Origin of the sequence: Kocuria cellulosilytica, from assembly GCF_040981245.1 — a bacterium.
Taxonomy (GTDB): domain Bacteria; phylum Actinomycetota; class Actinomycetes; order Actinomycetales; family Micrococcaceae; genus Kocuria; species Kocuria cellulosilytica.
In genome coordinates this window covers 111,554-133,324 of the sequence record NZ_JAVFWZ010000008.1, presented here as the reverse complement: position 1 = coordinate 133,324, position 21,771 = coordinate 111,554, and the positions used below count along the sequence as shown (strand labels likewise).

The following is a 21,771-nucleotide window of genomic DNA, read 5'->3' as shown; positions in this document are numbered from 1 at the left end:
GCGGGGCCCCGGCCCGCAACCCCAACCCACAAACCGCCGGTCACCTCATACGGTCTGATCCCTGGCCTGAGCGGCGCCGGCCGGGCGGACGGCCCCGGCAGGGGCAACGGTGCGGTCACCGGCGCGATTCCCGCCGGGACCTCCGGAAGCGGGCCCTACACTGGGCACGGACCCAGCCCGACCGTCGGAGGACCCCGTCACCATGACCCAAGGCATCTACGTCAGCGCCATGACGCCGCAGTCGGGCAAGTCGCTCGTGGCCCTCGGCCTGGCCGACTCGCTGTTCCGCAAGACGGACCGCCTGGGCTACTTCCGGCCCGTCCACCTCGGGGAGACGCCGGCGGAGGACCCGATGGTGCAGCTGATGAAGCGCAACTTCGACCTCCCGGACGAGCGCTGCCGCGGCGGCATCTCCCTGGCCCGCACCCGCGAGCTGCTCGCCGCGGGGGACCACGACGAGCTGGACGCGATGGCCGTGACCGTCTACGGCGAGATGGCCCGGCACTGCGACGTGGTCGTGGTGGACGGCACCGACCTCCTGGCGCACAACGCGGCCACCGCCGAGTTCGACATGAACGCCCGGATGGCCAACAACCTGGGCGCCTCCGTCCTGGCGGTGATCGGCGCCGACGAGTCCGAGAGCCCCGAGGACGTGCTGAACGCGATCGAGGTCACCCGCGCCGAGCTGAACCAGGCGCGGTGCGACATCTTCGCGGTCATCGTCAACCGGGCCCGCCCCGACTGGGTGGAGCGGATCGAGCACAACGCCGCCCGCGGCGTGCGGGGCCTGCCCGTGTACGTCATCGCCGAGAACGAGGCGGTGGCCGCCCCCACCGTGGCCGAGCTGCGGGACCGGCACGGCTTCGGGGACGGCCCGTCCACGGTCTCCCTCGACCGCGACGTCAAGGGCGTGAAGATCGCCGCGATGACCGTGGGCCACTACCTCGAGCAGCTCGCCGACGGCGACTTCGTCATCACGCCGGGAGACCGCTCCGACATCGTCGTCGCGTCCCTGGCCTCCGCCCTCTCCCCCGCCCTGCCCGTCCCCTCGGGGATGCTGCTGACGGGGGGCTTCGACACCGAGGGGCGGATCCGGGAGCTCACCGCCGCGGCGCCGTTCCCCGTGCTGACCACCGGGCTGGACACCTACCGGGCCGCCCGCGAGGTGTCCCGGACCCGGGGCACCCTCTCCGGGGCGCACCCGCGCAAGGTCGCGGCCGCGCTCGGCGAGTGGGCCCGGCGGGTGGACGGCGAGGAGCTGGTGAGCCGCCTCGACCTGCCGCGCCCCGCCAAGCGCACGCCCCTGCGCTTCCTGCACGAGCTCGTCGAGACCGCCCGGGCGGAGCGGAAGAACATCGTGCTGCCCGAGGGCGAGGACCCCCGCATCCTGCGGGCCGCCGAGATGATCCACCGCCGCAACTTCTGCGACCTCACGATCCTGGGCGATCCCGGGCGGATCGCCCAGCTGTGCCAGACGGAGGGCATCAACCTCGACTTCACCGAGGACGGGCTGACCCTCGTGGACTTCGAGCACGACGAGGAGCTGCGCGAAAAGTACGCCGGGGAGTACGTGCGGCTGCGCGCCCACAAGGGGGTGCAGAAGGAGACCGCCCTGGAGCGGATGCTCGACGGCTCCTACTTCGGCACCATGATGGTGCAGCTGGGGGACGTGGACGGCATGGTCTCCGGCGCCGCGCACACCACCGCCAACACGATCCGGCCCGCCCTGGAGTTCGTGAAGACCTCCGAGGGCGTGAAGATCGTCTCCTCCGTGTTCTTCATGCTCCTCGAGGACCGCGTGCTGGTCTACGGCGACTGCGCCGTGAACCCGAACCCGGACGCGCAGCAGCTCGCGGACATCGCGCTCGCCTCCGCCCGCACCGCCCGCCGGTTCGGGGTGGAGCCCAAGGTCGCGATGCTGTCCTACTCGACCGGCGGCTCCGGCTCCGGCGAGGACGTGGACAAGGTCCGGACGGCCACCGACATCGTGCGCGGCGCGGACCCGGAGCTCGAGGTCGAGGGCCCCATCCAGTACGACGCCGCGGTGGACGCCTCGATCGCGGCCTCCAAGCTGCCCGGCTCCACCGTGGCCGGCCGGGCGACCGTGTTCGTCTTCCCGGACCTCAACACCGGGAACAACACCTACAAGGCCGTCCAGCAGTCGGCCGGCGCCGTGGCCGTGGGCCCGGTGCTGCAGGGGCTGCGCAAGCCCGTCAACGACCTCTCGCGCGGGTGCACCGTGGACGACGTCGTCAACACGGTGGCGATCACCGCGATCCAGGCGCAGGGCATGTGAGCCGGCCCGGCGCCCCGTGCCCCACCGTCCCCGTCCGCACCGCCCCAGGGAGTCCTCCATGCTCGTGCTCGTCGTCAACTGCGGCTCGTCCTCGCTCAAGTACCAGGTCCGGGAGCTCGAGGCCGGTGCGGACGGCGGGACGGTGCTGGCCTCCGGGCTGATCGAGAACATCGGCAGCTCGCAGATCGAGGACCACACGCAGGCCCTCGAGCTGCTCGCCCAGCGCCTCGAGGTCGAGCTGGAGGGGCGCACGATCGACGCCGCGGGCCACCGCGTGGTGCACGGCGGCGAGCGCTTCTCCGCCCCGGTGCTCGCCACGAACGAGATCATCCGCGACATCGAGCGGCTGGTCCCGCTGGCACCCCTGCACAACCCCGCCGCCGTCCTGGGCCTGCGGGCCGTGCAGAAGACGTGGCCGCACCTGCCGCAGATCTGCGTGTTCGACACCGCCTTCCACCGCACGATGCCCGAGCACGTGTGGCGCTACGCCGTGCCGGAGGAGTTCTACGAGCACTGGGGCATCCGCCGCTACGGGTTCCACGGCACCTCCCACGACTGGGTGACGGGGCGGGCGGCGCAGTTCCTGGGGGTCCCGCGCGAGCGCTTCAGCTGCGTGGTGGCGCACCTGGGCAACGGCGCGTCGGTGACGGCGGTCAAGGACGGCGCGTCCTACGACACGTCGATGGGCTACACCCCCCTGGCGGGGCTCGTGATGGGCACCCGCACCGGGGACCTGGACCCCTCCGTGGTCACCGCCGTCCTGCGCCGGGACCCGGGGATGACCGCCGAGCGGCTCGACGCCGTGCTCAACAAGGAGTCCGGCCTCCGGGCGATCGCCGGCGACCACGACATGCGCGCCGTCCAGGAGGCCGCGGACCGCGGCGACGAGCGCGCCGAGCTCGCCCTGGAGATGGCCGCCCACCGCCTGGCGAAGTACGTGGGCGGCTACCACGTGGCCGTGGACGGGGCGCAGGCGCTGGTCTTCACGGCCGGCATCGGCGAGAACGCCTCGGCCTTCCGGGCCCGCGTCTGCTCCCGGCTGGGCGCCCTCGGCGTCGTGCTCGACGACGACGCCAACGCCGCCCGCTCCCGGGAGGTCCGGCGGATCTCCGCGCCGGACTCCGCGCTCGAGGTGCTCGTGGTGCCCACCGACGAGGAGCAGGCGATCGCGGCCGCGACCGCGGCCCTCGTGGCGGGCGGCCGGCCCGGCGCCTGAGCGGCTCGGGGCGTCACGGTCCGCCGCACAGGCAGCAACCGGGCCCCTAGGTGTTCGCGAAAGCGATTCCGGCGGATAGGTTCGGTGCTGGGCCCTGCCCGGGCCCCTTCCCCGTGACGGACCCTTGCGCCAGGAGGCACCGACGATGTCCCAGCAGCCCCACGAACCGCGGGCCCACGGCGGCCCGCCCCCGCCCGGGGCTCCGCCCTACCCGAGGGACCGCTCGCCCCGGCCTCCGGTGACCGCCGACCTGCGGCTGCTCCTGCGGCTCACCGTGGCGTCCTTCGTGATGGCGCTCCTCGGCAGCGCGGTGGGCTTCCTCACGGCCCCGGAGCAGACCACGGCGCTGGGCCCGGCGTTCGACACGGTCGTCCTCGTCGGCTCCGTGCTGCTCGGGCTCGGCGTCACCGCCGGACTCTACGCCCTGGTGTACTTCCCGCTGCGCGAGCAGCGGCAGTGGGCGTGGATCCTCGGCATCGTCCTCGCGTCCATGGCGCTCCTGGGCACCCTGGCCAACGCCGCGCTGCTGCTCGTGGTGCCCACCGGCGTCTCGGCCGGCCTCCTGACGAGTGCGCTCAAGGCGGTCGTGGACGTGGCCTGGCTCGTGGTGGCCGTCCGCCCCGGCGTGCGGGCCGCCCTGCGCTGACCGGGCCGCGCTGCGCCGACCGGAGCGGGCCGGGCTGCCGGCCCGGACGCCGCGGGCGGCCCGCCCTCAGCCCAGGTTCCGGGCCAGCCGCTCCATGACCGCCGCCAGGCGTGCGGCGTCGTCCCCCTCGAGCGCGCCGAGGAACAGCTCCTCGACGTCGCGGGCGTGGGCGGGCCGCAGGCGGCGGAAGGCGCGCAGGCCCTCGTCCGTGAGCTCGGCCTCGAGGCCGCGCGCGTCCTCCGCGCAGCGGCGGCGCCGCACCCAGCCGCGCTTCTCGAGCACGCCGATCTGGTAGCTGAGCCGGCTCGGGGAGAACACCATCCGCTGGGCCAGCTCCCCCATCCGCAGCCGGTGGCCCTCCGCGTCGCGCAGCAGCAGCAGGACCTGGTAGTCCATGAGCGAGCACCCGTGCTCCTTGAGCCGGGCCTCGATCTCGGTGGTGAGCCGGGCCGTGGTCTCGAAGTACAGCTGCCACACGTCCCACGGGCGGGAGCTCCCCTCCGGGGCGCCCTCCGCAGGGGCGCCCTCCGCAGGGGCGCCGGCGGAGGGAGCCTCCGCGGAGGGAGCACCCGCGGACGCCGCGCCGCCCGGCAGGGAGGTCACCGTCCGGCCCGGGCGAGCAGGTCCGCGAAGTCCGGGACCTGCTCGAACCCGTCCCCCCGCGCCGGGCGCCGGGCCCCGGCCGGAACGGCGCCGGCCGTGCGTCCGGCCGGCTCCGCGCCCGGGGCGATCGAACGCGCCAGCTGGGCCCCGGCCCGCCGGATGCGCTGCTCGAGCGTGTCCCCGGCCCAGTCCTCGGTGGCCGCGTACACCCCCATCGGCAGCACCAGGGCCTTGAGATGGGCGAACAGCGGGCGCATGGCCGAGTCGAGCATCAAGGAGTGCCGCGCGGTGCCGCCGGTGGCGGCCACCAGCACGGGCAGGTCCTCCAACGCGGCCTCGTCGAGGAGGTCGAAGAAGGACTTGAAGAGTCCCGAGTAGGAGGCCTTGTACGTCGGGGTGGCCGCGATCAGGGCGTCCGCCCCGGTGACGGCCTCCAGCGCGCTCCGCAGCTGCGGACCGGGGAACCCGGTGAGCAGGTGGTCGGCGATCGCGTGGGCCAGCGGGCGCAGGTCCACGCGCTCGACCCGCACCGGCGCCCCGCCCGGGGCGTCGCGCGCCGCGTCCGCGAGCCGGTCGGCCAACAGCGAGGTGGCGGACGCGTCCGACATCCCGGCCGAGACCACCGTCAGGGTGAGCGGGCTCGCCGCGCCGGGCTCCGGCGTCGTCGTGGGGGCGCTCATCGGCGGGCCCCCTCCGCGGTCTTCCCCGCGCCCCGCTCCGCGGCCTGCGCGGCGCGGGCGCGCCCGGCGGGCGAGTCCTCGGCGCCGCCGGGCACCGGGTCCTGGCCGGCGCGGTGGCGGGCCATCAGCGAGGCGTGGGTCGGGGCCTCGGGCACGTGGGCCGGCTTGAGCGCGGCGAACTCCCGGCGCAGCACCGGCACGACCTCCTCGCCGAGCAGGTCCAGCTGCTCCAGGACGGTCTTCAGCGGCAGGCCCGCGTGGTCCATGAGGAACAGCTGGCGCTGGTAGTCGCCCGCGTAGTCGCGGAAGGCGAGGGTCTTCTCGATGACCTGCTGCGGGGAGCCCACGGTCAGCGGCGTCTGCGTCGTGAAGTCCTCCAGCGAGGGCCCGTGGCCGTAGACCGGGGCGTTGTCGAAGTAGGGGCGGAACTCCCGCACGGCGTCCTGGGAGTTCCGGCGCATGAACACCTGGCCGCCCAGGCCCACGATCGCCTGGTCGGCGGAGCCGTGGCCGTAGTGCTCGTAGCGGGCCCGGTAGAACTCCACCATCCGCCGGGTGTGCTCGGCGGGCCAGAAGATGTTGTTGTGGAAGAACCCGTCGCCGTAGTAGGCGGCCTGCTCCGGGATCTCGGGGGAGCGGATGGACCCGTGCCACACGAAGGGAGGCACGTCGTCGAGCGGGCGCGGCGTCGAGGTGAAGCCCTGCAGGGCGCTGCGGAACCGGCCCTGCCAGTTGACCACGTCCTCCCGCCACAGCCGGTGGAGCAGACCGTAGTGCTCGACCGCCAGGGGGATGCCCTGGCGGATGTCCTGGCCGAACCACGGGTACACCGGGCCGGTGTTGCCCCGGCCCATGGTGAGGTCCACGCGCCCGCCGCTCAGGTGCTGCAGATAGGCGTAGTCCTCGGCGATGCGCACCGGGTCGGTGGTGGTGATCAGCGTGGTGGCCGTGGACAGCTGGATCCGCTCGGTCTGCGCCGCGATGCTCGCCAGCAGGATCGGCGGGTTCGCCGGGGCCACGAACGGCGGGTTGTGGTGCTGGCCCGTGGCGAAGACGTCCAGGCCCACCTCCTCGGCCTTCCGCGCGATCTCGACCGTGGCCCTGATCCGCTCGTGCTCGGTGGGGGTGCGCCCCGTGGTGGGGTCCTCGGTGACGTCCCCGATGGTGAAGATGCCGAACTGCATGCCGTCCTCCTGCTCCGCGGCGGCGCCCGGTCGGACACCCCCGCACAGTTGCTTCAAATTTGAACTACCCCGTACAAGGAACCTCCGGGGCGGGTTATTCCCGGCCCGGTCCGCCTAGGGTGGACGCATGCCCCTCCCCCACTTCCGCCCCACCGGCGCCGGGGCCGTCGACCCGGACGCCGTGGTCGCCGGCGAGCACTACCGCATCAGCGTGCTGAGCCCCGGCCTGCTGCGCCTGGAGCACAGCCCCAGCGGGCGCTTCGAGGACCGCCCGTCCGCGTTCGCCCTCGACCGCCGGTTCCCGGTGCCGGACTTCCGGGTGCGGCGCACGGCGGCCGGGATCGAGCTGGTCACCGAGCGGATCCACCTCAGCTACGACGAGCGGGCCTTCAGCCCGACCGGCCTGTCCGCGCAGATCCGCGGCGGCGTGACCAGCTACCACAGCGTGTGGCGCTACGGCACCCCGGTCCCCACCCTGGGCGGGACCGCGCGCACCCTCGACGAGGCGGACGGACCCATCCCGCTCGAGCCGGGCATCACCTCCCGCGAGGGCTTCGGGGTGGTCGACGACTCCGCCTCGGTGCTGCTCACGGAGGACGGCTGGTACGCGCCGCGCGCCGGCGAGGAGGGGGCCGTGGACCTCTACCTCTTCGGCTGGGGCCACGACCACCAGCAGGCGCTGCGGGACTTCTACGCCCTCTCCGGACCGCAGCCCGTCCTGCCCCGCTGGGCGCTCGGCAACTGGTGGAGCCGCTACCACGCCTACGACGACGCCGAGTACCGGCAGCTGGTCGCCGACTTCGACCGGCACCGGCTGCCGTTCTCCGTGCTGGTGGTGGACATGGACTGGCACCTCACCGACGAGCACGTGGAGCGCCGGCACGGCTCGGGCTGGACGGGCTACACGTGGAACCGGGAGCTGTTCCCGGACCCCCGGGACTTCCTCGCGTGGGCGCACGAGCGCGGCTACCGGGTCACGCTCAACCTGCACCCGGCCGACGGGGTGCGCTCCTTCGAGGACGCGCACCCGGCCATGCTCGCGGCCCTGGGCCGGGACCCGGGGTCGGAGGAGCCGGTGGCCTTCGACGTCACCGACCGGGAGTTCGTGGCCGCGTACTTCGAGGTCCTGCACCGCGGCCTGGAGGCCGACGGCGTGGACTTCTGGTGGATCGACTGGCAGTCCGGGCCGCACTCCCGGCTGCCGGGCGTGGACCCCCTGTGGGTGCTCAACCACTACCACTTCCTGGACTCGGGGGCGGACGGGTCCCGCCCGCTGACGCTCTCCCGCTACGCCGGTCCGGGCAGCCACCGGTATCCGGTGGGCTTCTCGGGCGACACCGTCATCTCCTGGGCGTCCCTGGCGTTCCAGCCGTACTTCACGGCGACGGCGGCGAACATCGGCTTCGGCTGGTGGAGCCACGACATCGGCGGGCACGTCTTCGGCGCCCGCGACGACGAGCTGGCCACCCGCTGGCTGCAGTTCGGCGTGTTCTCGCCGATCCTGCGCCTGCACTCGGGCGACAACGACTTCATCGCCAAGGAGCCGTGGCGCTACCGCTCCCCCTTCGCGGAGGTCATGGAGCGCGGTCTCCGGCTGCGGCACCGGCTGGTCCCCTACCTGCACACCGCGAACCGGGCCGCCGCGGTGGAGGGCGTCCCCCTGGTGCGGCCGCTGTACTACGAGCACCCGGAGGCGGAGCAGGCCTACCGCTACGGGCACCAGTACCTGTTCGGGTCCGAGCTGATGGTCGCCCCGGTCACCTCCCCCGCGGACCCCGTGGTCACGCGCGCGGCGGTGCCGGTGTGGCTGCCGGAGGGGTCCTGGACGGACCTGTTCACGGGCGCCGTCTACGACGGCGGGCGCGAGCTGGTGCTGCACCGCCGCCTGGAGGACGTCCCCGTCCTCGCGCGGGCCGGCGCCGTGGTGCCCCTCGCCGGGTCCGACGACGACGCCGCGCCGGGCGTCGGCAATCCCGCCGAGCTCGAGGTCCTCGTGGTCGCCGGCGCCTCGCACGCCTCCGCCCTGGACGAGGACGACGACAGCGGCGACGGCCGCGATCCGGGCCGCTGGGCGCGCACTCCGCTCGTCCTCGACGTGGCCGCCGGGGAGCTCACGGTCGGCCCGGCACGGGGCGGCCTCGGCTGCCTGCCGGCGGCGCGCACCTGGACCCTCACCCTCATCGGGTTCGAGGAGCCGGCGGAGCTCGCCGTGACCGTGGACGGAGGAACGGTCCCGGCGCGGACCGTCCGGCACGGGGACGCCGTGCGCGGGCACCGCACCTCCGTCGTCGTCGAGGGCGTGGCCCCCGGGGCGCGGATCGTCGTGCGGTCGGCCGCGCTGCGCACCGTGGCCGCCCCGGACCTCGCCGCCCGCGTGTTCGACCTGCTCAACGACGCGCAGATCGGCTACGACGTCAAGGAGCGGGTGCACGAGGCCGTGCGGCGGGATCCCGTGGGGGCGCTCGGGCAGGCGAGCGCCCTGGGCGTCGAGGGACCGCTGCTGAGCGCGCTCACGGAGCTGGTGCTGGCCAGGCGGTGACGGTCCGGGCACGGCCCCCGGCCCTCGGGATCGGGGCCCGGCGGCACGCCACGCGGATCAGCACTCCGCCGCGGAGCCGTCCTCGTCCGGGCCGAGCTCGACGACCAGGATCGGCAGCCGCAGCCGTTCGGGGGTGAAGGACACGACCCTGGCGTGCGGGATGCCCTGCTCGCGGACGAAGCGGCAGGCGACCAGCCCGTGGTCCCGGTTCTGGCCGATCATCAGCAGCCAGTGCCGGCCCGCGGCGTCCAGCGCGTGGGCCTGGCGGTCCAGGTCCCGTCCGGCCGGGTCCTGCCGCGTGCTGCGCTGGGCGAACCGGGCCGCGTAGGCCCGCATGTCGGCCTCGGTGCGCAGCAGCCCGGCGGCGACCCGCCGGAGGTCCTGGGTCCTCAGCTCGGGGGCGATCTGCTCCTCCCGGACCGCCCCGGCACGCTCCCCGGGTTCCTCCTCGGCGGTCCGGTGCCCGGGATGGACGATGCGCTCGATCCGGCGCAGGCGCTCGTCGTCCTTGTGCAGCTCCTGGTAGTCGCTGATCAGCGCCTCGAGCTCGGCGTCCAGGGGGTGGGGATCGGGCTCCTGGGGGTCGTCGCCGTCGCGCGCCGGTCGTGGTGGGGGCAAGCCGGCCTCCTCGTCGCTGGGCACTGAGTCCCATCATCAACGGTGCCGCGCCACGGCGTATTCCGCCCCCGGCGCCCGCAGGGCCGGCGCGGGCGCACCTACAGCGCGGGATCGATCATCGTCATGCCGGCCACCGGCGTCGTGTCGAACACCGGCAGCAGCGCCGCGGCCTCCTCGAGCCCGATGGTCCGTTCGACGAGTCTCTGCGGCTCCAGGGCGCCCTGCGCGATGAGCCTCATCATGTCCGGGTAGTCGGCGGCCGCCATGCCGTGGCTGCCGAGCAGGTCGAGCTCCCAGCCGATGACCCGCGCCATCGGCACCCGCGGATGGCCCTCGACCGGCGGCAGCAGGCCGATCTGGACGTGCCGCCCGCGCCGGCGCAGGCTGAGCACCGCATCGGCGCAGGTCTGCTCGCTGCCCACGGCGTCGACGGCGACGTGGCTGCCCCCGCCGGTGAGGTCGGCGACGGCCGCGGGCACGTCGGTCCCGGCCGCGCGCAGCGTGTGCTCCGCGCCGAGCCCGCGCGCCACGGCGAGCGCTTCCGGGTTGCGGTCGACCGCGATGACCCGGGCGCCCAGGGCCCGCGCGATCATCACCGCGCTGAGTCCCACTCCGCCGGCGCCGACCACGGTCACCCACTCCCCGGCGGCGACCTGCGCCCGCCCGGCCAGGGCCCGGTAGGCCGTGGCGAACCGGCATCCCAGCCCGGCCGCGGTCGCGAAGTCCACGTGCTCGGGAACGGCCACGAGATTCGTGTCGGCCGCGCGCAGGGCGACGTGCTCGGCGAACGACCCCCAGTGGGTGAACCCCGGCTGCTCCTGCTGGGGACAGACCTGCGCGTCACCGGACCGGCACCACTCGCACCGGCCGCAGCCGCAGACGAACGGGACGGTCACCCGGTCCCCGGTCCGCCACCGCCGCACGCCCGCGCCCACCGCGGCGACCACTCCGGCGAGCTCGTGCCCGGGGACGTGGGGCAGCGCGATCTCGTCGTGCCCGGCCCAGGCGTGCCAGTCGCTGCGGCACAGGCCCGTGGCCATCACCCGCACGACCACCCCGCCGGGCGGGGCCGTGGGCTCGGCCACCTCACGGACCTCGGGCCGGCTCCTGAACGCATCGATGACCACGGCACGCATGCCCCCACTCTCCCACGGCCGCGCGGCCCCGGCAGGCGGCGTGCCGGTGACGTGCGTGTGTCAGGGGCACCGGGCAGCGCGCCGGCCGGGCGCACCGGGGCCCGGCGCCGGGGCCGGTGGGCTTGGCATCATGGACCCATGAGTGAAACCCCGGACCCCACCCCGCGCTCCGTCGAGCTGACCCGCACCGCCACCGGCCGCTACACCGCCCGCAACCCGGCGGGGGCCGAGATCGCCTTCGGCCGCGGCGAGGACCTGCTGTCCCCCGTGGAACTGCTGCTGGCCGCCATTGCCGGGTGCTCCGCCATCGACGTGGACGTCGCGACCTCCCGCAGCGCGGAGCCCTCGGAGTTCCGGATCGAGGCCACGGGGCAGAAGATCGTCGAGGAGAGCGGCGCGAACCGCCTGGAGGACCTGCACCTCTCGTTCCACCTCTCGTTCCCCGACGACGCGGCCGGCCGCAAGGCGGCCGGCATGGTCGAGCGCCTCGTCGGCCTCTCCCACGACAAGTACTGCACGGTCTCGCGGACGGTGGAGCACGGGACGGCCGTCGGCCACGACATCAGCGTGGGCGTCGACGGCGCCGACGGCCGGTAGGCGCCCGCACCTGCGGCGGGACCGTGCTCCGGCCGGTCACCGGGGAGTCATGTGCCCGCCGTCCGCACGGGTCAGGACGGCCGGGCCTACACTGCGCAGAAGAGACCCGACCGGAGAGGAACGGCCGATGCCCGACGGAAAACGGCAGTGGATGCCCGCCGACCAGTGGGCGGTGCGGGAGAACCTGCGGGAGTTCATCGACCACCTCACGCAGATGGGCTACACCGTGCCCCACGGGCACGAGGAGGACCCGGACCTGATCGACCCGGGGGGCTCGGCGGTGGAGACCTGGCGGGAGGAGCACCCCTACGACGAGCTGATGAGCCGGGAGGAGTACGAGCTCGAGAAGTACCAGCTGCAGATCGAGCTGCTGAAGTTCCAGTACTGGGGCCAGGACCACGACCTCCAGCACGTCATCGTGTTCGAGGGCCGCGACGCCGCCGGCAAGGGCGGGACGATCAAGCGCTTCACCGAGTACCTGAACCCGCGCGCGGCCCGCGTCGTCGCCCTCACCAAGCCCTCGGACCGCGAGGCCGGGCAGTGGTACTTCCAGCGCTACATCCGCCACCTGCCCACCGCCGGGGAGATGGTGCTCTTCGACCGCTCCTGGTACAACCGCGCGGTCGTGGAGCCCGTGATGGGCTTCTGCACCCCGCAGGACTATGCCAGGTTCATGAGCCAGGCCCCGGTCTTCGAGAAGATGCTGGTGGACTCGGGCATCCACCTGACGAAGTTCTGGTTCTCCGTCACCCAGCAGGAGCAGCGCACCCGGTTCGCGATCCGCCAGATCGACCCCGTGCGGCGCTGGAAGCTCTCCCCGCAGGACCTCGCCTCCCTCGACCGGTGGGAGGACTACACGGACGCCAAGGAGGAGATGTTCCTGCGCACCGACACCGACCACGCCCCGTGGACCACGGTGAAGTCCAACGACAAGAAGCGGGCGAGGATCAACGCGCTGCGCTTCTTCCTGGACCAGTTCGACTACGAGGACAAGGACCCGGACGTGGTCTATCCTCCCGATCCGCTGATCGTCCGGCGCGGCCGCGACGCCGTCGGCGACTGAGCCCCGCACCGTGGAGACCTGGCCGGTGGGTCCTAGCCGGCGTTCCCGCCCGTGACGGCGCCGGCCGAGGAGGCGCAGGCGCCGCGGGGGCGCCTGCGCGACCTGGCGGGCTACCTCGCCGAGCACCGCGGCGTCCTGGGCATGGTGCTGGTCCTGTCCGTGCTGGGCGCGGGGCTGTCCCTCGGGCAGCCGGTGGTCGTCAACCGGGTCATCGGCTCCATCGGCACCGGCCGGTCCCTGGCGCCGCTGGTGGCCGCACTCGTGCTGCTGGTCATCGGAGCCGCCCTGGTGGGCGCGGTGCAGCGGTACCTGCTCGAGCGCACGGCCGAGGGCGTGGTGCTCTCCGCCCGCCGGCGGCTCGTGGGGCAGCTGCTGCACCTGCCGGTGCGGGAGCACGACGCCCGCCGGGCCGGGGACCTGGTCTCCCGGGTCGGTTCGGACACCACCATGGTGCGGGCCGCGCTGACCGGCGGGCTCGTGGACGCCCTGGGCGGGACGCTGGTGTTCGCGGGCGCGCTGGTCGGGATGGCGCTGCTGGACCCGCTCCTGCTCGGCATCACGCTCGGCGTCGTGGCGGTGGCCGTGCTGGCCGTGGTGGTCGCGTCGGCCCGGATCCAGTCCCTCACCCGCTCGGCCCAGGAGGCGGTGGGCCGGCTCGCCGCCGGCGTCGAGCGCGCGGTGTCGGCGGTGCGCACCATCCGCGCCGGCGGGGCCACCGACCGCGAGGCGGCCCGGCTGGAGGCCGAGGCGGTCTCCGCCTACGGCTTCGGGGTGCGCGTCGCCGGCGTCGGCGCCGTGCTCTGGCCGATCAGCGGGCTCGCCGTCCAGGGCTCCTTCCTCGCCGTCCTCGGCGTGGGCGGCTACCGGGTGGCCTCGGGCGCCCTCGCGATCGCCGACCTGGTGACGTTCATCCTGTTCCTCTTCATGATGGTCATGCCCCTGGGGCAGTTCTTCTCGGCCATCACCACGGTCCGCACCGCCCTGGGCGCCCTGGGCCGCATCCAGGAGATCCTGGACCTCCCCCGCGAGGACGCGGACGACGACGTCCCCGACCGGGCGGGCCCGGCGTCCGGCGCCCGGGCCGGTGCCGCGGCAGACGTCCGGCGTCCCGTCGAGCTGGTCTTCGACCGGGTCACCTTCGCGTACGGGACGGGCCGTCCCGTGCTCGACCGGCTCAGCTTCACGGTCCCCGCGGGGTCGATCACCGCGATCGTCGGGCCGTCGGGGGCGGGCAAGTCCACCCTGCTCGCCCTGGTCGAGCGCTTCTACGACCCCGTGGCCGGGTCGATCCGGCTCGGCGGCACCGACGTGCGCGCCGTGTCCCGCGCCGAGCTGCGGGCCCGGATCGGCTTCGTGGAGCAGAACGCACCGGTGCTGGCCGGGTCCCTCCGGGAGAACCTCGTGCTCGCCGCCCCCGAGGCCGACGAGGAGTCCTGCTGGGCGGTGCTGGACGCCGTCAACCTCCGGGAGCGCGTCCGGTCGCACCCCGAGGGCCTGGACGCCACCGTCGGGGACGACGGCGCGGGCCTGTCCGGCGGCGAGCGCCAGCGCCTGGCCATCGCCCGGGCCCTGCTCGCGGACACCCCGCTGCTGCTGCTCGACGAGCCCACCGCCAGCCTGGACTCCCGCAACGAGAAGGCGCTGCAGACCGCGATCCGCTCCGCCGCGGCCGGGCGCACGGTGCTCATCGTCGCCCACCGGCTGTCCACCGTCGCCGGAGCCGACCGGATCGTGGTGCTCGACCGGGGCCGGGTGACGGCCGTGGGCACCCACGACGAGCTCCTGGGCACCTCGGAGCTCTACCGCGAGCTGGCCCGCCACCAGCTGCTCGCCTGATCGGCGGAGCGCCGCTGCGCCCTCCGGCGCGGAGCCCCGTCCGGGGAGCCGGAGGCGCGGCGAGTCACGCGCTCCGGCCGCCGCCGCCCGGCCGGCCGGTCAGCCGGTGTTGCGCAGGCCGGCGGCCACCCCGTTGATGGTGATCAGCAGGGCGCGCTGCAGTCCTTCGTCGACCTCCTGGCCCTCGGCGTCCTGCTCCCGGATCCGGCGCAGCAGCTCGACCTGCAGATAGGAGATGGGGTCCAGGTACTGGTCCCGCACCTCGAGCGTCTGCTGCAGGGTGGGGTTGCCGTCCAGCAGCTCCTGCTGCCCGGTGAGCCGGGCGAGCTCGTCGAGGGTGAGCTCGTACTCGCGGCGGATCACCTCGAACACGTGCTGGAGCCGCTCGGGCACGAGCGCCCGCACGTAGTGGGCGGCGATCTCCAGGTCGGTCTTGGCCACGGTCATCTCCACGTTGGAGATCACGGAGCCGAAGAAGTGCCAGCGCTCCAGCATGGTGCGCAGGTCCCCCTCCATCCCCGCCTCGCGCGCGGCGCGCAGCCCCGAGCCCACCCCGAACCAGCCCGGCACGATCTGGCGGGACTGCGTCCAGCCGAAGACCCACGGGATGGCCCGCAGCCCGGACAGCCCCTTGTCCGAGGACGGGCGCTTGGCCGGGCGGGAGCCGATGTTCAGCGCGCCGAGCTGCTCCACCGGGGTCGCGGACAGGAAGTACTCCGGCAGGTCCGGGTCCTCGACCAGGCCCTGGTAGGCGGCGAAGGCGGCGTCGCTCACCACGTCCATGACCTCGCCCCACCGGGTGAGCTCCTCCTCGGTGGAGCGCGGGTCCTGGTGCAGGGCCGTGGCCCGGAGCACGGCGGCCAGGGACAGCTCCAGGTTCTCCCGGGCCAGCGCGGGCAGGGAGAACTTGTCGCTGATCACCTCGCCCTGCTCGGTGAACTTGATCTCCCCGGCCAGGACGCCGCTGGGCTGGGCCAGGATGGCGTCGTGGGTGGGCCCGCCGCCGCGGCCCACGGACCCGCCGCGGCCGTGGAAGAGCCGCAGCCGCACCCCGTGCCGGGCGGCGACGTCGCGCAGCCGGCGCTCCGTGCGGTGGATCTCCCACCGGCTGGTCATCACCCCGGCCTCCTTGTTGGAGTCGGAGTAGCCGAGCATGACCTCCTGGACGTCCCCGCGCGCGGCGACCACCCGCCGGTAGGCCGGGTCGGAGAGCAGCTCGTCGATGACCTCCGCGGAGCGGCGCAGCTCCTGGACGGTCTCCAGCAGCGGCGCGAAGCCGAGGGTGGCACGGTCCTGCTCGCCCGTGAGGTCCACCAGCCCGGCCTCGCGGGCCAGGATCACGGGGGCGAGGATGTCGTCCGCGTCGCGGGTCATGGACACGATGTACGTCTCGACGACCTCCTCGCCGTAGGTCTCCTGGGCCCGGGCGATCTCCCGGAAGACCGCGAACGTCCGGTCCGCGTCGCCGTCGAGGTGCACGGACCCCGTGGCGAGCCCCGGCGGGGCGAGGGGCCGGCGGCCGGCGAGCTCCCCGGAGAGCACCGCGGCGCGCGCGGCGCGGTCCATGTCCGCGTAGGGCTGCTCGAGCTCCCCCAGCCGGTCGAGCAGCTGCCCCACGGCCTCGTGGTGGGCGTCGGCGTGCTCCCGGACGTCGAGGGTGGCCAGGCCCAGGCCGAAGCCGGCGATGGTGCGGATCGCCGCGGCCAGGGAGCCGTCGGCGGCGAGCGCGCCCGCGTGGTGGCGCAGCGAGCCGGCCACCACGTCGAGGTCGGCCACGAGCTCGGCCGTGGTCCGGTAGTCCCGGCCCGGCTCGTGCGCGGACTCTTCCGCGAACCGGCGGCGCGTGTTGATCAGCTTGGCCTTGATGCAGGTGAGCTTGAGCCGGTAGGGCTCCTGCGCGTTGAGCTCCAGCACCCGCGGGTCCAGGCCGGGCAGGTGCGCCACGTCCCGCTCCACGGACTCCCGCAGCTCGGGGTCGACCTCGACGATGGCGGTGGAGGGGGACAGCCGGGAGACGAGCACGTCCAGGAAGCCCAGGGCGATGTCCACGGCCGCCTGGCCCTGGAGCTGGAGGACGCGGCGGGTCATCTCGGGGGTGACGTTGGGGTTCCCGTCCCGGTCCCCGCCGATCCAGGACCCGAAGCGCAGCGGCGGGGGGCCGGCCGGCAGGTGCACGTCGTGCTGCGACAGCTGGTCCTCGAGGTCCGCGAGCAGCACGGGCATGGTCTCGGTGAGGACCTCCCGGAGGTAGTACAGGGCGTTGCGGGCCTCGTCGAGCGGGGTGGGGCGGTTCTGGCGCAGCTCGTCGGTCTGCCACAGGAGCTCGATCAGCTCGGCCAGGCGCCGGTCCTGGCTGCGGCGCGCGGCGGAGCCCTCGGGGGTCTCGAGGGCCAGGATGTCGGAGAGGTGCCGGATCTTGGTCAGCACGGACCGCCGGGAGGCCTCGGTCGGGTGCGCGGTGAACACCGGCCGGACGTCGAGGCTGCCCACCGCCTCCCGCAGGGCGTCGGGGCCGGCCTCGGCGGCGACGTCGGTGACGGCCGCGGCGAGCCACCCCTCGTCCTCGGGGCGGCGGCCGAGCACGCGCACGCGGTGCACCTGCTCGGCGGCGTTGGCGAGGTGGAAGTAGTGGGCGAAGGCCCGCACCAGGTCCGTCGCCCGGTCCAGGGGCAGGGAGCCGAGCAGGTCGCGGACCCGGCCCGCGGCGTCGTCGCCCCCGGAGGCCTTGGCGTCCTTCGCGTCCTTGGTGAGCCGGCGGACCTGCTCGACCAGCTCCAGCAGCTCCGGACCGCGCTGGCGCGCCAGGGTCTCCCCCAGCAGGGTCGTGATGCGGCGGACGTCCGCACGCAGCGGCGCGTCGATCACCCCGGACGGTCGGCGGTCGGGGGCTGCGGGGCGGTCGTGCTGGGTCGTCATGTCGCGGCTGCTCCTGGCTGGTCGGTCGTCGCGGCGGCGCGCGCGACCGACGAGCGGTCGCGCCGTCGGTGCCTGTCGTGCCAGCCTACCCCGCGTGATCCACGTCGCACGGAGATGTTCCCCCGGGCCCGGGGACCACCCGTGCCCGGACGGGCCCGGGGGCGGTAGGTTCGGCGGTGAGCACACCCCGCACCCGCCAGGAGGCACCGTCCATGAGCCAGCACCCGCACGGTCCCGGTGGTCCGCACCGCCCGGGCGGCGGGCAGCCCCCGCATCTCCCCGGCGGACCGGGTCCCGGGCTCGTGCCGCCCCGGCCCCCGATGACCCCCCAGCTGCGGCTGCTGCTGCGGCTCACCCTGCTCTCGCTCGGGGTGAGCGTGGCGAACGGCCTGGTGGAGGCGGCCGCGGGGCCCAGCACGCTGCCCGGGATGGAGGACGTGGTCCGGGTCCCGGGCCTGCCCGGGGGCGGGCTGGCCGCGGCCGTGACGCTGTTCGGCACCGTGCTGACGGCGTCGCTCTACGCGCTCGTCTGGTTCCCGCTGCGCGAGCAGCTGCAGTGGGGCTGGGTGCTCGGTCTCGTCTTCTGCTCCCTGGCCGTGCTGGGCGACGTCTTCGACCTCGCCGTGTACCTCCTGGGCGGGCACCTGCTGCCCGGGCTGAGCACCGCGGTCCTGGTGGCGGTCAACGTCGTGTGGCTCGTGGCGGCGGGCCGTCCCGGGGTGCGCGCGGCGCTGCGCTGACCGGTGGAACGGTCCGGCGCCGGGTGGAGCCGGGCCGCCGGTAGCAGTAAGCTTGCTGATCGGATCAGCCGATCACGGGAGTTCCCCGGGGACTCCCCCACCGGAGAGGACGCCATGACCCAGCACCCCCCGACGGGCCGCACCGCCCTGCTCGTCATCGACATGCAGAACTCGTACTTCGACTTCCCCGAGCTCGAGGAGCAGCGGGAGCCGGTGACGGAGAAGGTCAACGAGCTGATCCGGGCGGCCCGCGAGGGCGGCTGCCCGATCCTGCTGATCCGCACCCAGCACGAGCGGGACCGCTCCACGTGGACCGTCAACATGCACGACGACGACCAGGGCTTCGCGTTCCCGGGCACGGAGCAGTCCGCGTACGTGGCCGGCCTCGACACCGAGGGCGGGACGGGTCTGATCAAGACCCGGGACAGCGCGTTCTTCGACACCGACCTCGCGGCCCGGCTGCGCAACCTGGACGCCACCCACGTGGTGCTGTGCGGGCTCTCCACGCACAGCTGCGTGGCCCAGACCGCGATGGACGCGTTCGCCCACAACTTCCGGGGGGCCGTGGCCCGGGACGCCGTGGCCTCCGAGAACGCGGACCTCTCCCGCGCGCTGCTGGCCTTCCTCGAGGACGAGCTGCGCCAGGACCTCCTCGGCCAGCAGGACGCCGTGGCCCGGCTGCGGGGCTGAGCGGCCGCGGCCATGAGCGTCCGCGGGGCACCCGTCCCCGCGTGACGTCCCGCGTCGGCGCCGTCCCCCGCCCGGTTCCGCCCCGGACCGCGGCCGGGGCGGCTGCCACAGGGTTTTCTCAAGTGTGACTTTGCATATTCGCGCTATCAGCACCGTCACTACTCGAGGAGACACCATGAACACCTCATCCGGTCCCCGCGAACTGCTGCGGGACCCGCCACAGCGTCCGCGGGGACGCCGCACGGTCGCCGTGGCGGCCGCCTTCGTGCTGGGGGCCACGGGCATCAGCGCCTCGGTCGCTGCGACCGAGGTGATCCAGCGCAATCCCGGCGGGCTGACCGCCGTGGGGCCCGTGAACACCGAGCACGGCTTCCCCGCCTGGTACGAGGACAGCAGCAAGGTCCGCACGGAACTGTGCCTGGAGGCCGACAACCCGCTGTGCGCCTTTCCGCCCGGGGACGTCCCGGACCCGCTGAAGCCCATCTCCTTCCCGGACAACTTCCCCGGCGAGGCCTTCTACATGCTCGCCGGCTCCGAGGTCGCCCTGCCCGGCGGCGGGGACGCGGTGCTGACCCTCGCCCTGGAGGCCGCCTTCGCCAACGAGAACCCGGTGCCCGGCGACCAGGTGGTCTTCGCCCGCCAGCGCGTCGACGTGGACGCCGCCGCACCCAACACCACCCTGACGTTCACGCACCCCTACGGCACCGTCACGGTCGACACCGACGAGCGCGGCCGCGGCCGGCTGGTCGAGGACGTCTCCCCGGCCGTCGGCAACTTCCGGACCCCGCTCGAGGGGGACATCGGTCCGTTCCTGCAGTGGGACAGCGGGGCGCCCGAGGGATACCTGGGCAATCCCGACGTGGAGCACACGGTGACGGGCAGTCCGCTCGGCACGAACTACTTCGAGGTGACCACCGCGGACGGCGCCACCGCCCGCAACGACCAGTTCTCCGTGATGGGCAAGCTCTCCACCAACACGGGCGTGCAGGCCGACCGGGCCGTGGTGGGCGAGGGCCACATCGACGTCTTCGCCACCAGCCGCGGGGACCAGCTCGAGGTGGTCGGTCAGGACGGCGTGTTCAGCACCACGCCCATGGAGAAGGACGAGGGCGACTCGGAGCGGGCCTACGCCCGGATCGCGTACACGGGCACCGCACCGGCCGCCGTGACGGTCCGGAACCTCGGGGACAAGCCCGTCAGCAGCGCCGAGGTCGCCGTCACCGACGTCTCGGTCGCGACGGCCGCGAGCTACGACGGGACCGCCCTGACCGTCGAGGCGACGTCCTCGTCCGGGGCCGTCCCGGAGGTCGCCGGCTTCGGAGCGCTCGAGGCCACCGGCACGGCGAACCTGTTCACGGGCTCGTTCACCACGGCCGCTCCCCCGGTCGAGGCCACGGTCTCCACCTCCGGGACGAGCAGCACCACCGTGCCCGTGGTGGTCACCGGTGGGGAGGCCTCCCCGGTCGGGGAGGACCCGGTCGAGCCCCAGCCGGATCCCGGTCCGGTCACGGACGGCACCACCCCGGACACCCCCGACGTCGAGCAGCCTGCGGCCACCGCGGCCGTCGCCGCCCTGCCGGGCTCGGTCGCCCGCGGGATGGCCACGGAGCTGGACGGCAGCGGGTCGACGAACGCGGTGAGCTACGCGTGGACGCAGCTCAGCGGGCCCGAGGTGGCGTTCAGCGACACGACCGTGGCCAGGCCCAAGGTCGTGGTGCCGTTCTTCACCACCGTCGCCGCCACGGCGCCGTCCGCCCCGGACGAGGACCCGGTCCTGCAGCTGGTGGTCACCAACGCCGCGGGGGTCGCGAGCGAGCCCGCGACCATCACGCTCAGCAGCGACGACGAGGTGACCGTCGCGGCGGCCTCCCGGCACCGGAGCGGCAAGGAGCTGCGGATCTCGGGGACGGCCCTCGTCCCCGGAGCGCCCACCCTGCTGAACCCGGCCACGTCGGTGAACATCTACGACACGACCTCGGGCACGCCCGTGAAGATCGGCTCCGCCCCGGTGGACTCGCTGGGCAACTGGGAGTACCGGGCCAAGCCCGGACCGGGCGGGCGCGTTTCGAGCGTGCTCGTGCAGTCCACCCGCGGCGGAGAGGCGAGGGGGGTGGTCAGCAACCGGTGAGCATCTGAGACAGCATTCCTCCCAGCCGGCCCGCGCTCCGACCCCCTCGGAGCGCGGGCCGGCCTCTGTGCGCGCAGCGGCGCCCGGCGCCCGGGCCGGCGCCTGTGCGCGCGGCGGTGCGCGCACAGCGCGGCGGAGGAGAGGTCAGGGCCCGCAGCAGGAGCAGCCCGGACCGCACCCGTCGGCGCAGTCGTCGGCTCCCTCGCCCAGCATCGCGCCCACAGGGGTGCAGCAGGCGTCCCCGCGCCAGGCCTCCAGGCCCTCCTTGACGGCGAACCCGGCGATGACGAGCGCGGCCACCGGGTCGGCCCAGGTCCAGCCCAGCGTGCTGTTGAGCACCAGGCCCACCAGCAGCACGGCCGAGAGATAGCTGCAGATGAGGGTCTGCTTGGAGTCGGCCACGGCCGAGGCCGAGCCCAGTTCGCGGCCGGTGCGGCGCTCGAACCAGGACAGCAGCGGCATGACCACCAGGCTCACCGCGGCCAGGCCGATGCCCACCGGGGAGTGCTCGGGCTCGGCGGCCCCGAGCAGCGTGCGGATCGCGTCGACGGTGACGAAGGCGGCCAGGCCGAAGAAGGAGAACGCGATCACCCGCAGCGCCACCTTCTCCCGGCGGTGCGGGTCGGGGGCGGCGAACTGCCAGGCGACCGCCGCGGCCGAGAGGACCTCCACGATCGAGTCCAGGCCGAAGCCGATCAGCGCCGCCGAGGAGGCGATGGTGCCCGCGGTCAGGGCGACGACCGCCTCGAGGACGTTGTAGGTGATGGTCCCGGCCACGATCAGGCGCACCCGCCGGTGCAGGACCGCCCGCCGGTCGGTCGAGAGGGGCGCGGCCCCGAGGAATGCCGAGGTCATGCCTCCACGGTACCCGCCCCGGCGCCCC

General features: G+C 74.4%; 17 protein-coding genes. 10 read left to right on the top strand and 7 right to left on the bottom strand.

What is annotated here, in order from left to right:
- The first annotated feature begins 202 nt into the window (after window positions 1-202).
- From pta to RCG67_RS12795, 3 genes are all read left to right on the top strand, one after another.
- Window positions 203-2,296 (top strand): phosphate acetyltransferase, encoded by a 2,094-nt coding sequence (gene pta / locus RCG67_RS12805; RefSeq protein WP_368826740.1) that lies wholly within the window; start codon window positions 203-205, stop codon window positions 2,294-2,296.
- 58 nt (window positions 2,297-2,354) lie between these two features.
- Window positions 2,355-3,512, top strand: a complete 1,158-nt coding sequence (locus RCG67_RS12800; protein WP_058875530.1) for an acetate/propionate family kinase — start codon at window positions 2,355-2,357, stop codon at window positions 3,510-3,512.
- A 145-nt stretch (window positions 3,513-3,657) separates the two neighbouring features.
- Window positions 3,658-4,158 (top strand): hypothetical protein, encoded by a 501-nt coding sequence (locus RCG67_RS12795; RefSeq protein WP_368826739.1) that lies wholly within the window; start codon window positions 3,658-3,660, stop codon window positions 4,156-4,158.
- 66 nt (window positions 4,159-4,224) lie between these two features.
- On the opposite strand, the gene RCG67_RS12790 is transcribed toward RCG67_RS12795, so the two are convergent.
- From RCG67_RS12790 to RCG67_RS12780, 3 genes are read right to left on the bottom strand one after another with little or no spacing between them, the layout of a single operon-like run.
- Window positions 4,225-4,761, bottom strand: coding sequence for a MarR family winged helix-turn-helix transcriptional regulator (locus RCG67_RS12790; RefSeq protein WP_368826737.1), 537 nt, complete (start codon window positions 4,759-4,761; stop codon window positions 4,225-4,227).
- On the bottom strand, window positions 4,758-5,441 hold the full coding sequence (locus RCG67_RS12785; RefSeq protein WP_368826735.1) for a CE1759 family FMN reductase: 684 nt from the start codon (window positions 5,439-5,441) through the stop codon (window positions 4,758-4,760). The genes RCG67_RS12790 and RCG67_RS12785 overlap by 4 nt, the downstream gene beginning before the upstream one ends.
- Complete coding sequence (locus tag RCG67_RS12780; RefSeq protein WP_368826734.1) at window positions 5,438-6,625, bottom strand: LLM class flavin-dependent oxidoreductase; 1,188 nt, start codon at window positions 6,623-6,625, stop codon at window positions 5,438-5,440. Before RCG67_RS12780 ends, RCG67_RS12785 begins: the two co-directional genes overlap by 4 nt.
- Before the next feature lie 127 nt (window positions 6,626-6,752).
- Between RCG67_RS12780 and RCG67_RS12775 the strand changes: the two genes are divergently transcribed.
- Entirely contained in the window at window positions 6,753-9,164 is a 2,412-nt protein-coding gene (locus tag RCG67_RS12775) for a glycoside hydrolase family 31 protein (protein ID WP_368826732.1), read from the top strand.
- A 57-nt stretch (window positions 9,165-9,221) separates the two neighbouring features.
- Here RCG67_RS12775 and RCG67_RS12770 read toward each other — a convergent pair whose 3' ends face one another.
- Entirely contained in the window at window positions 9,222-9,782 is a 561-nt protein-coding gene (locus RCG67_RS12770) for a hypothetical protein (RefSeq protein WP_368826730.1), read from the bottom strand.
- Between the two features lie 98 nt (window positions 9,783-9,880).
- Window positions 9,881-10,918, bottom strand: a complete 1,038-nt coding sequence (locus tag RCG67_RS12765) for a zinc-binding dehydrogenase (protein ID WP_368826729.1) — start codon at window positions 10,916-10,918, stop codon at window positions 9,881-9,883.
- A gap of 138 nt (window positions 10,919-11,056) precedes the next feature.
- On the opposite strand from RCG67_RS12765, the gene RCG67_RS12760 reads away from it, so the two are divergent.
- The 3 genes from RCG67_RS12760 to RCG67_RS12750 all read left to right on the top strand — a co-directional run bounded on the left by RCG67_RS12760 (window position 11,057) and on the right by RCG67_RS12750 (window position 14,414).
- Window positions 11,057-11,515 carry an OsmC family protein gene (locus RCG67_RS12760; RefSeq protein ID WP_368826727.1) on the top strand — a complete coding sequence of 153 codons (459 nt, stop codon included), beginning with the start codon at window positions 11,057-11,059 and terminating at the stop codon, window positions 11,513-11,515.
- 127 nt (window positions 11,516-11,642) lie between these two features.
- Entirely contained in the window at window positions 11,643-12,578 is a 936-nt protein-coding gene (gene ppk2 / locus RCG67_RS12755; protein WP_368826725.1) for a polyphosphate kinase 2, read from the top strand.
- Window positions 12,579-12,629: 51 nt separating this feature from the next.
- Complete coding sequence (locus RCG67_RS12750) at window positions 12,630-14,414, top strand: ABC transporter ATP-binding protein (protein ID WP_368826724.1); 1,785 nt, start codon at window positions 12,630-12,632, stop codon at window positions 14,412-14,414.
- A gap of 99 nt (window positions 14,415-14,513) precedes the next feature.
- On the opposite strand, the gene ppc is transcribed toward RCG67_RS12750, so the two are convergent.
- The gene (gene ppc / locus RCG67_RS12745) at window positions 14,514-17,330 is read right to left on the bottom strand and encodes a phosphoenolpyruvate carboxylase (RefSeq protein ID WP_368826722.1); all 2,817 of its coding nucleotides are present in this window, start codon (window positions 17,328-17,330) and stop codon (window positions 14,514-14,516) included.
- A 212-nt stretch (window positions 17,331-17,542) separates the two neighbouring features.
- Here ppc and RCG67_RS12740 point away from each other — a divergent pair, with 212 nt between their 5' ends.
- The 3 genes from RCG67_RS12740 to RCG67_RS12730 all read left to right on the top strand — a co-directional run bounded on the left by RCG67_RS12740 (window position 17,543) and on the right by RCG67_RS12730 (window position 20,888).
- Window positions 17,543-18,070: a hypothetical protein gene (locus RCG67_RS12740; protein WP_368826720.1), complete on the top strand. Its 528-nt coding sequence runs from the start codon at window positions 17,543-17,545 to the stop codon at window positions 18,068-18,070.
- Window positions 18,071-18,184: 114 nt separating this feature from the next.
- Window positions 18,185-18,760 carry a cysteine hydrolase family protein gene (locus RCG67_RS12735; RefSeq protein WP_368826719.1) on the top strand — a complete coding sequence of 192 codons (576 nt, stop codon included), beginning with the start codon at window positions 18,185-18,187 and terminating at the stop codon, window positions 18,758-18,760.
- Between the two features lie 175 nt (window positions 18,761-18,935).
- Entirely contained in the window at window positions 18,936-20,888 is a 1,953-nt protein-coding gene (locus RCG67_RS12730) for a hypothetical protein (protein ID WP_368826717.1), read from the top strand.
- Window positions 20,889-21,032: 144 nt separating this feature from the next.
- Here RCG67_RS12730 and RCG67_RS12725 read toward each other — a convergent pair whose 3' ends face one another.
- Complete coding sequence (locus RCG67_RS12725; RefSeq protein WP_368826715.1) at window positions 21,033-21,743, bottom strand: cation diffusion facilitator family transporter; 711 nt, start codon at window positions 21,741-21,743, stop codon at window positions 21,033-21,035.
- Window positions 21,744-21,771 lie beyond the last annotated feature (28 nt).

What these genes read in the sequence shown, in the direction of transcription:
- RCG67_RS12730 (WP_368826717.1), top strand. Translation starts at nt 18,936, where the DNA reads ATGAACACCTCATCCGGTCCCCGCGAACTGCTGCGGGACCCGCCACAG.
- pta (WP_368826740.1), top strand. Translation starts at nt 203, where the DNA reads ATGACCCAAGGCATCTACGTCAGCGCCATGACGCCGCAGTCGGGCAAG.
- RCG67_RS12735 (WP_368826719.1), top strand. Translation starts at nt 18,185, where the DNA reads ATGACCCAGCACCCCCCGACGGGCCGCACCGCCCTGCTCGTCATCGAC.
- RCG67_RS12725 (WP_368826715.1), bottom strand. Translation starts at nt 21,743, where the DNA reads ATGACCTCGGCATTCCTCGGGGCCGCGCCCCTCTCGACCGACCGGCGG.
- ppc (WP_368826722.1), bottom strand. Translation starts at nt 17,330, where the DNA reads ATGACGACCCAGCACGACCGCCCCGCAGCCCCCGACCGCCGACCGTCC.
- RCG67_RS12780 (WP_368826734.1), bottom strand. Translation starts at nt 6,625, where the DNA reads ATGCAGTTCGGCATCTTCACCATCGGGGACGTCACCGAGGACCCCACC.
- RCG67_RS12765 (WP_368826729.1), bottom strand. Translation starts at nt 10,918, where the DNA reads ATGCGTGCCGTGGTCATCGATGCGTTCAGGAGCCGGCCCGAGGTCCGT.
- RCG67_RS12740 (WP_368826720.1), top strand. Translation starts at nt 17,543, where the DNA reads ATGAGCCAGCACCCGCACGGTCCCGGTGGTCCGCACCGCCCGGGCGGC.
- RCG67_RS12785 (WP_368826735.1), bottom strand. Translation starts at nt 5,441, where the DNA reads ATGAGCGCCCCCACGACGACGCCGGAGCCCGGCGCGGCGAGCCCGCTC.
- RCG67_RS12800 (WP_058875530.1), top strand. Translation starts at nt 2,355, where the DNA reads ATGCTCGTGCTCGTCGTCAACTGCGGCTCGTCCTCGCTCAAGTACCAG.
- RCG67_RS12775 (WP_368826732.1), top strand. Translation starts at nt 6,753, where the DNA reads ATGCCCCTCCCCCACTTCCGCCCCACCGGCGCCGGGGCCGTCGACCCG.
- ppk2 (WP_368826725.1), top strand. Translation starts at nt 11,643, where the DNA reads ATGCCCGACGGAAAACGGCAGTGGATGCCCGCCGACCAGTGGGCGGTG.
- RCG67_RS12760 (WP_368826727.1), top strand. Translation starts at nt 11,057, where the DNA reads ATGAGTGAAACCCCGGACCCCACCCCGCGCTCCGTCGAGCTGACCCGC.
- RCG67_RS12795 (WP_368826739.1), top strand. Translation starts at nt 3,658, where the DNA reads ATGTCCCAGCAGCCCCACGAACCGCGGGCCCACGGCGGCCCGCCCCCG.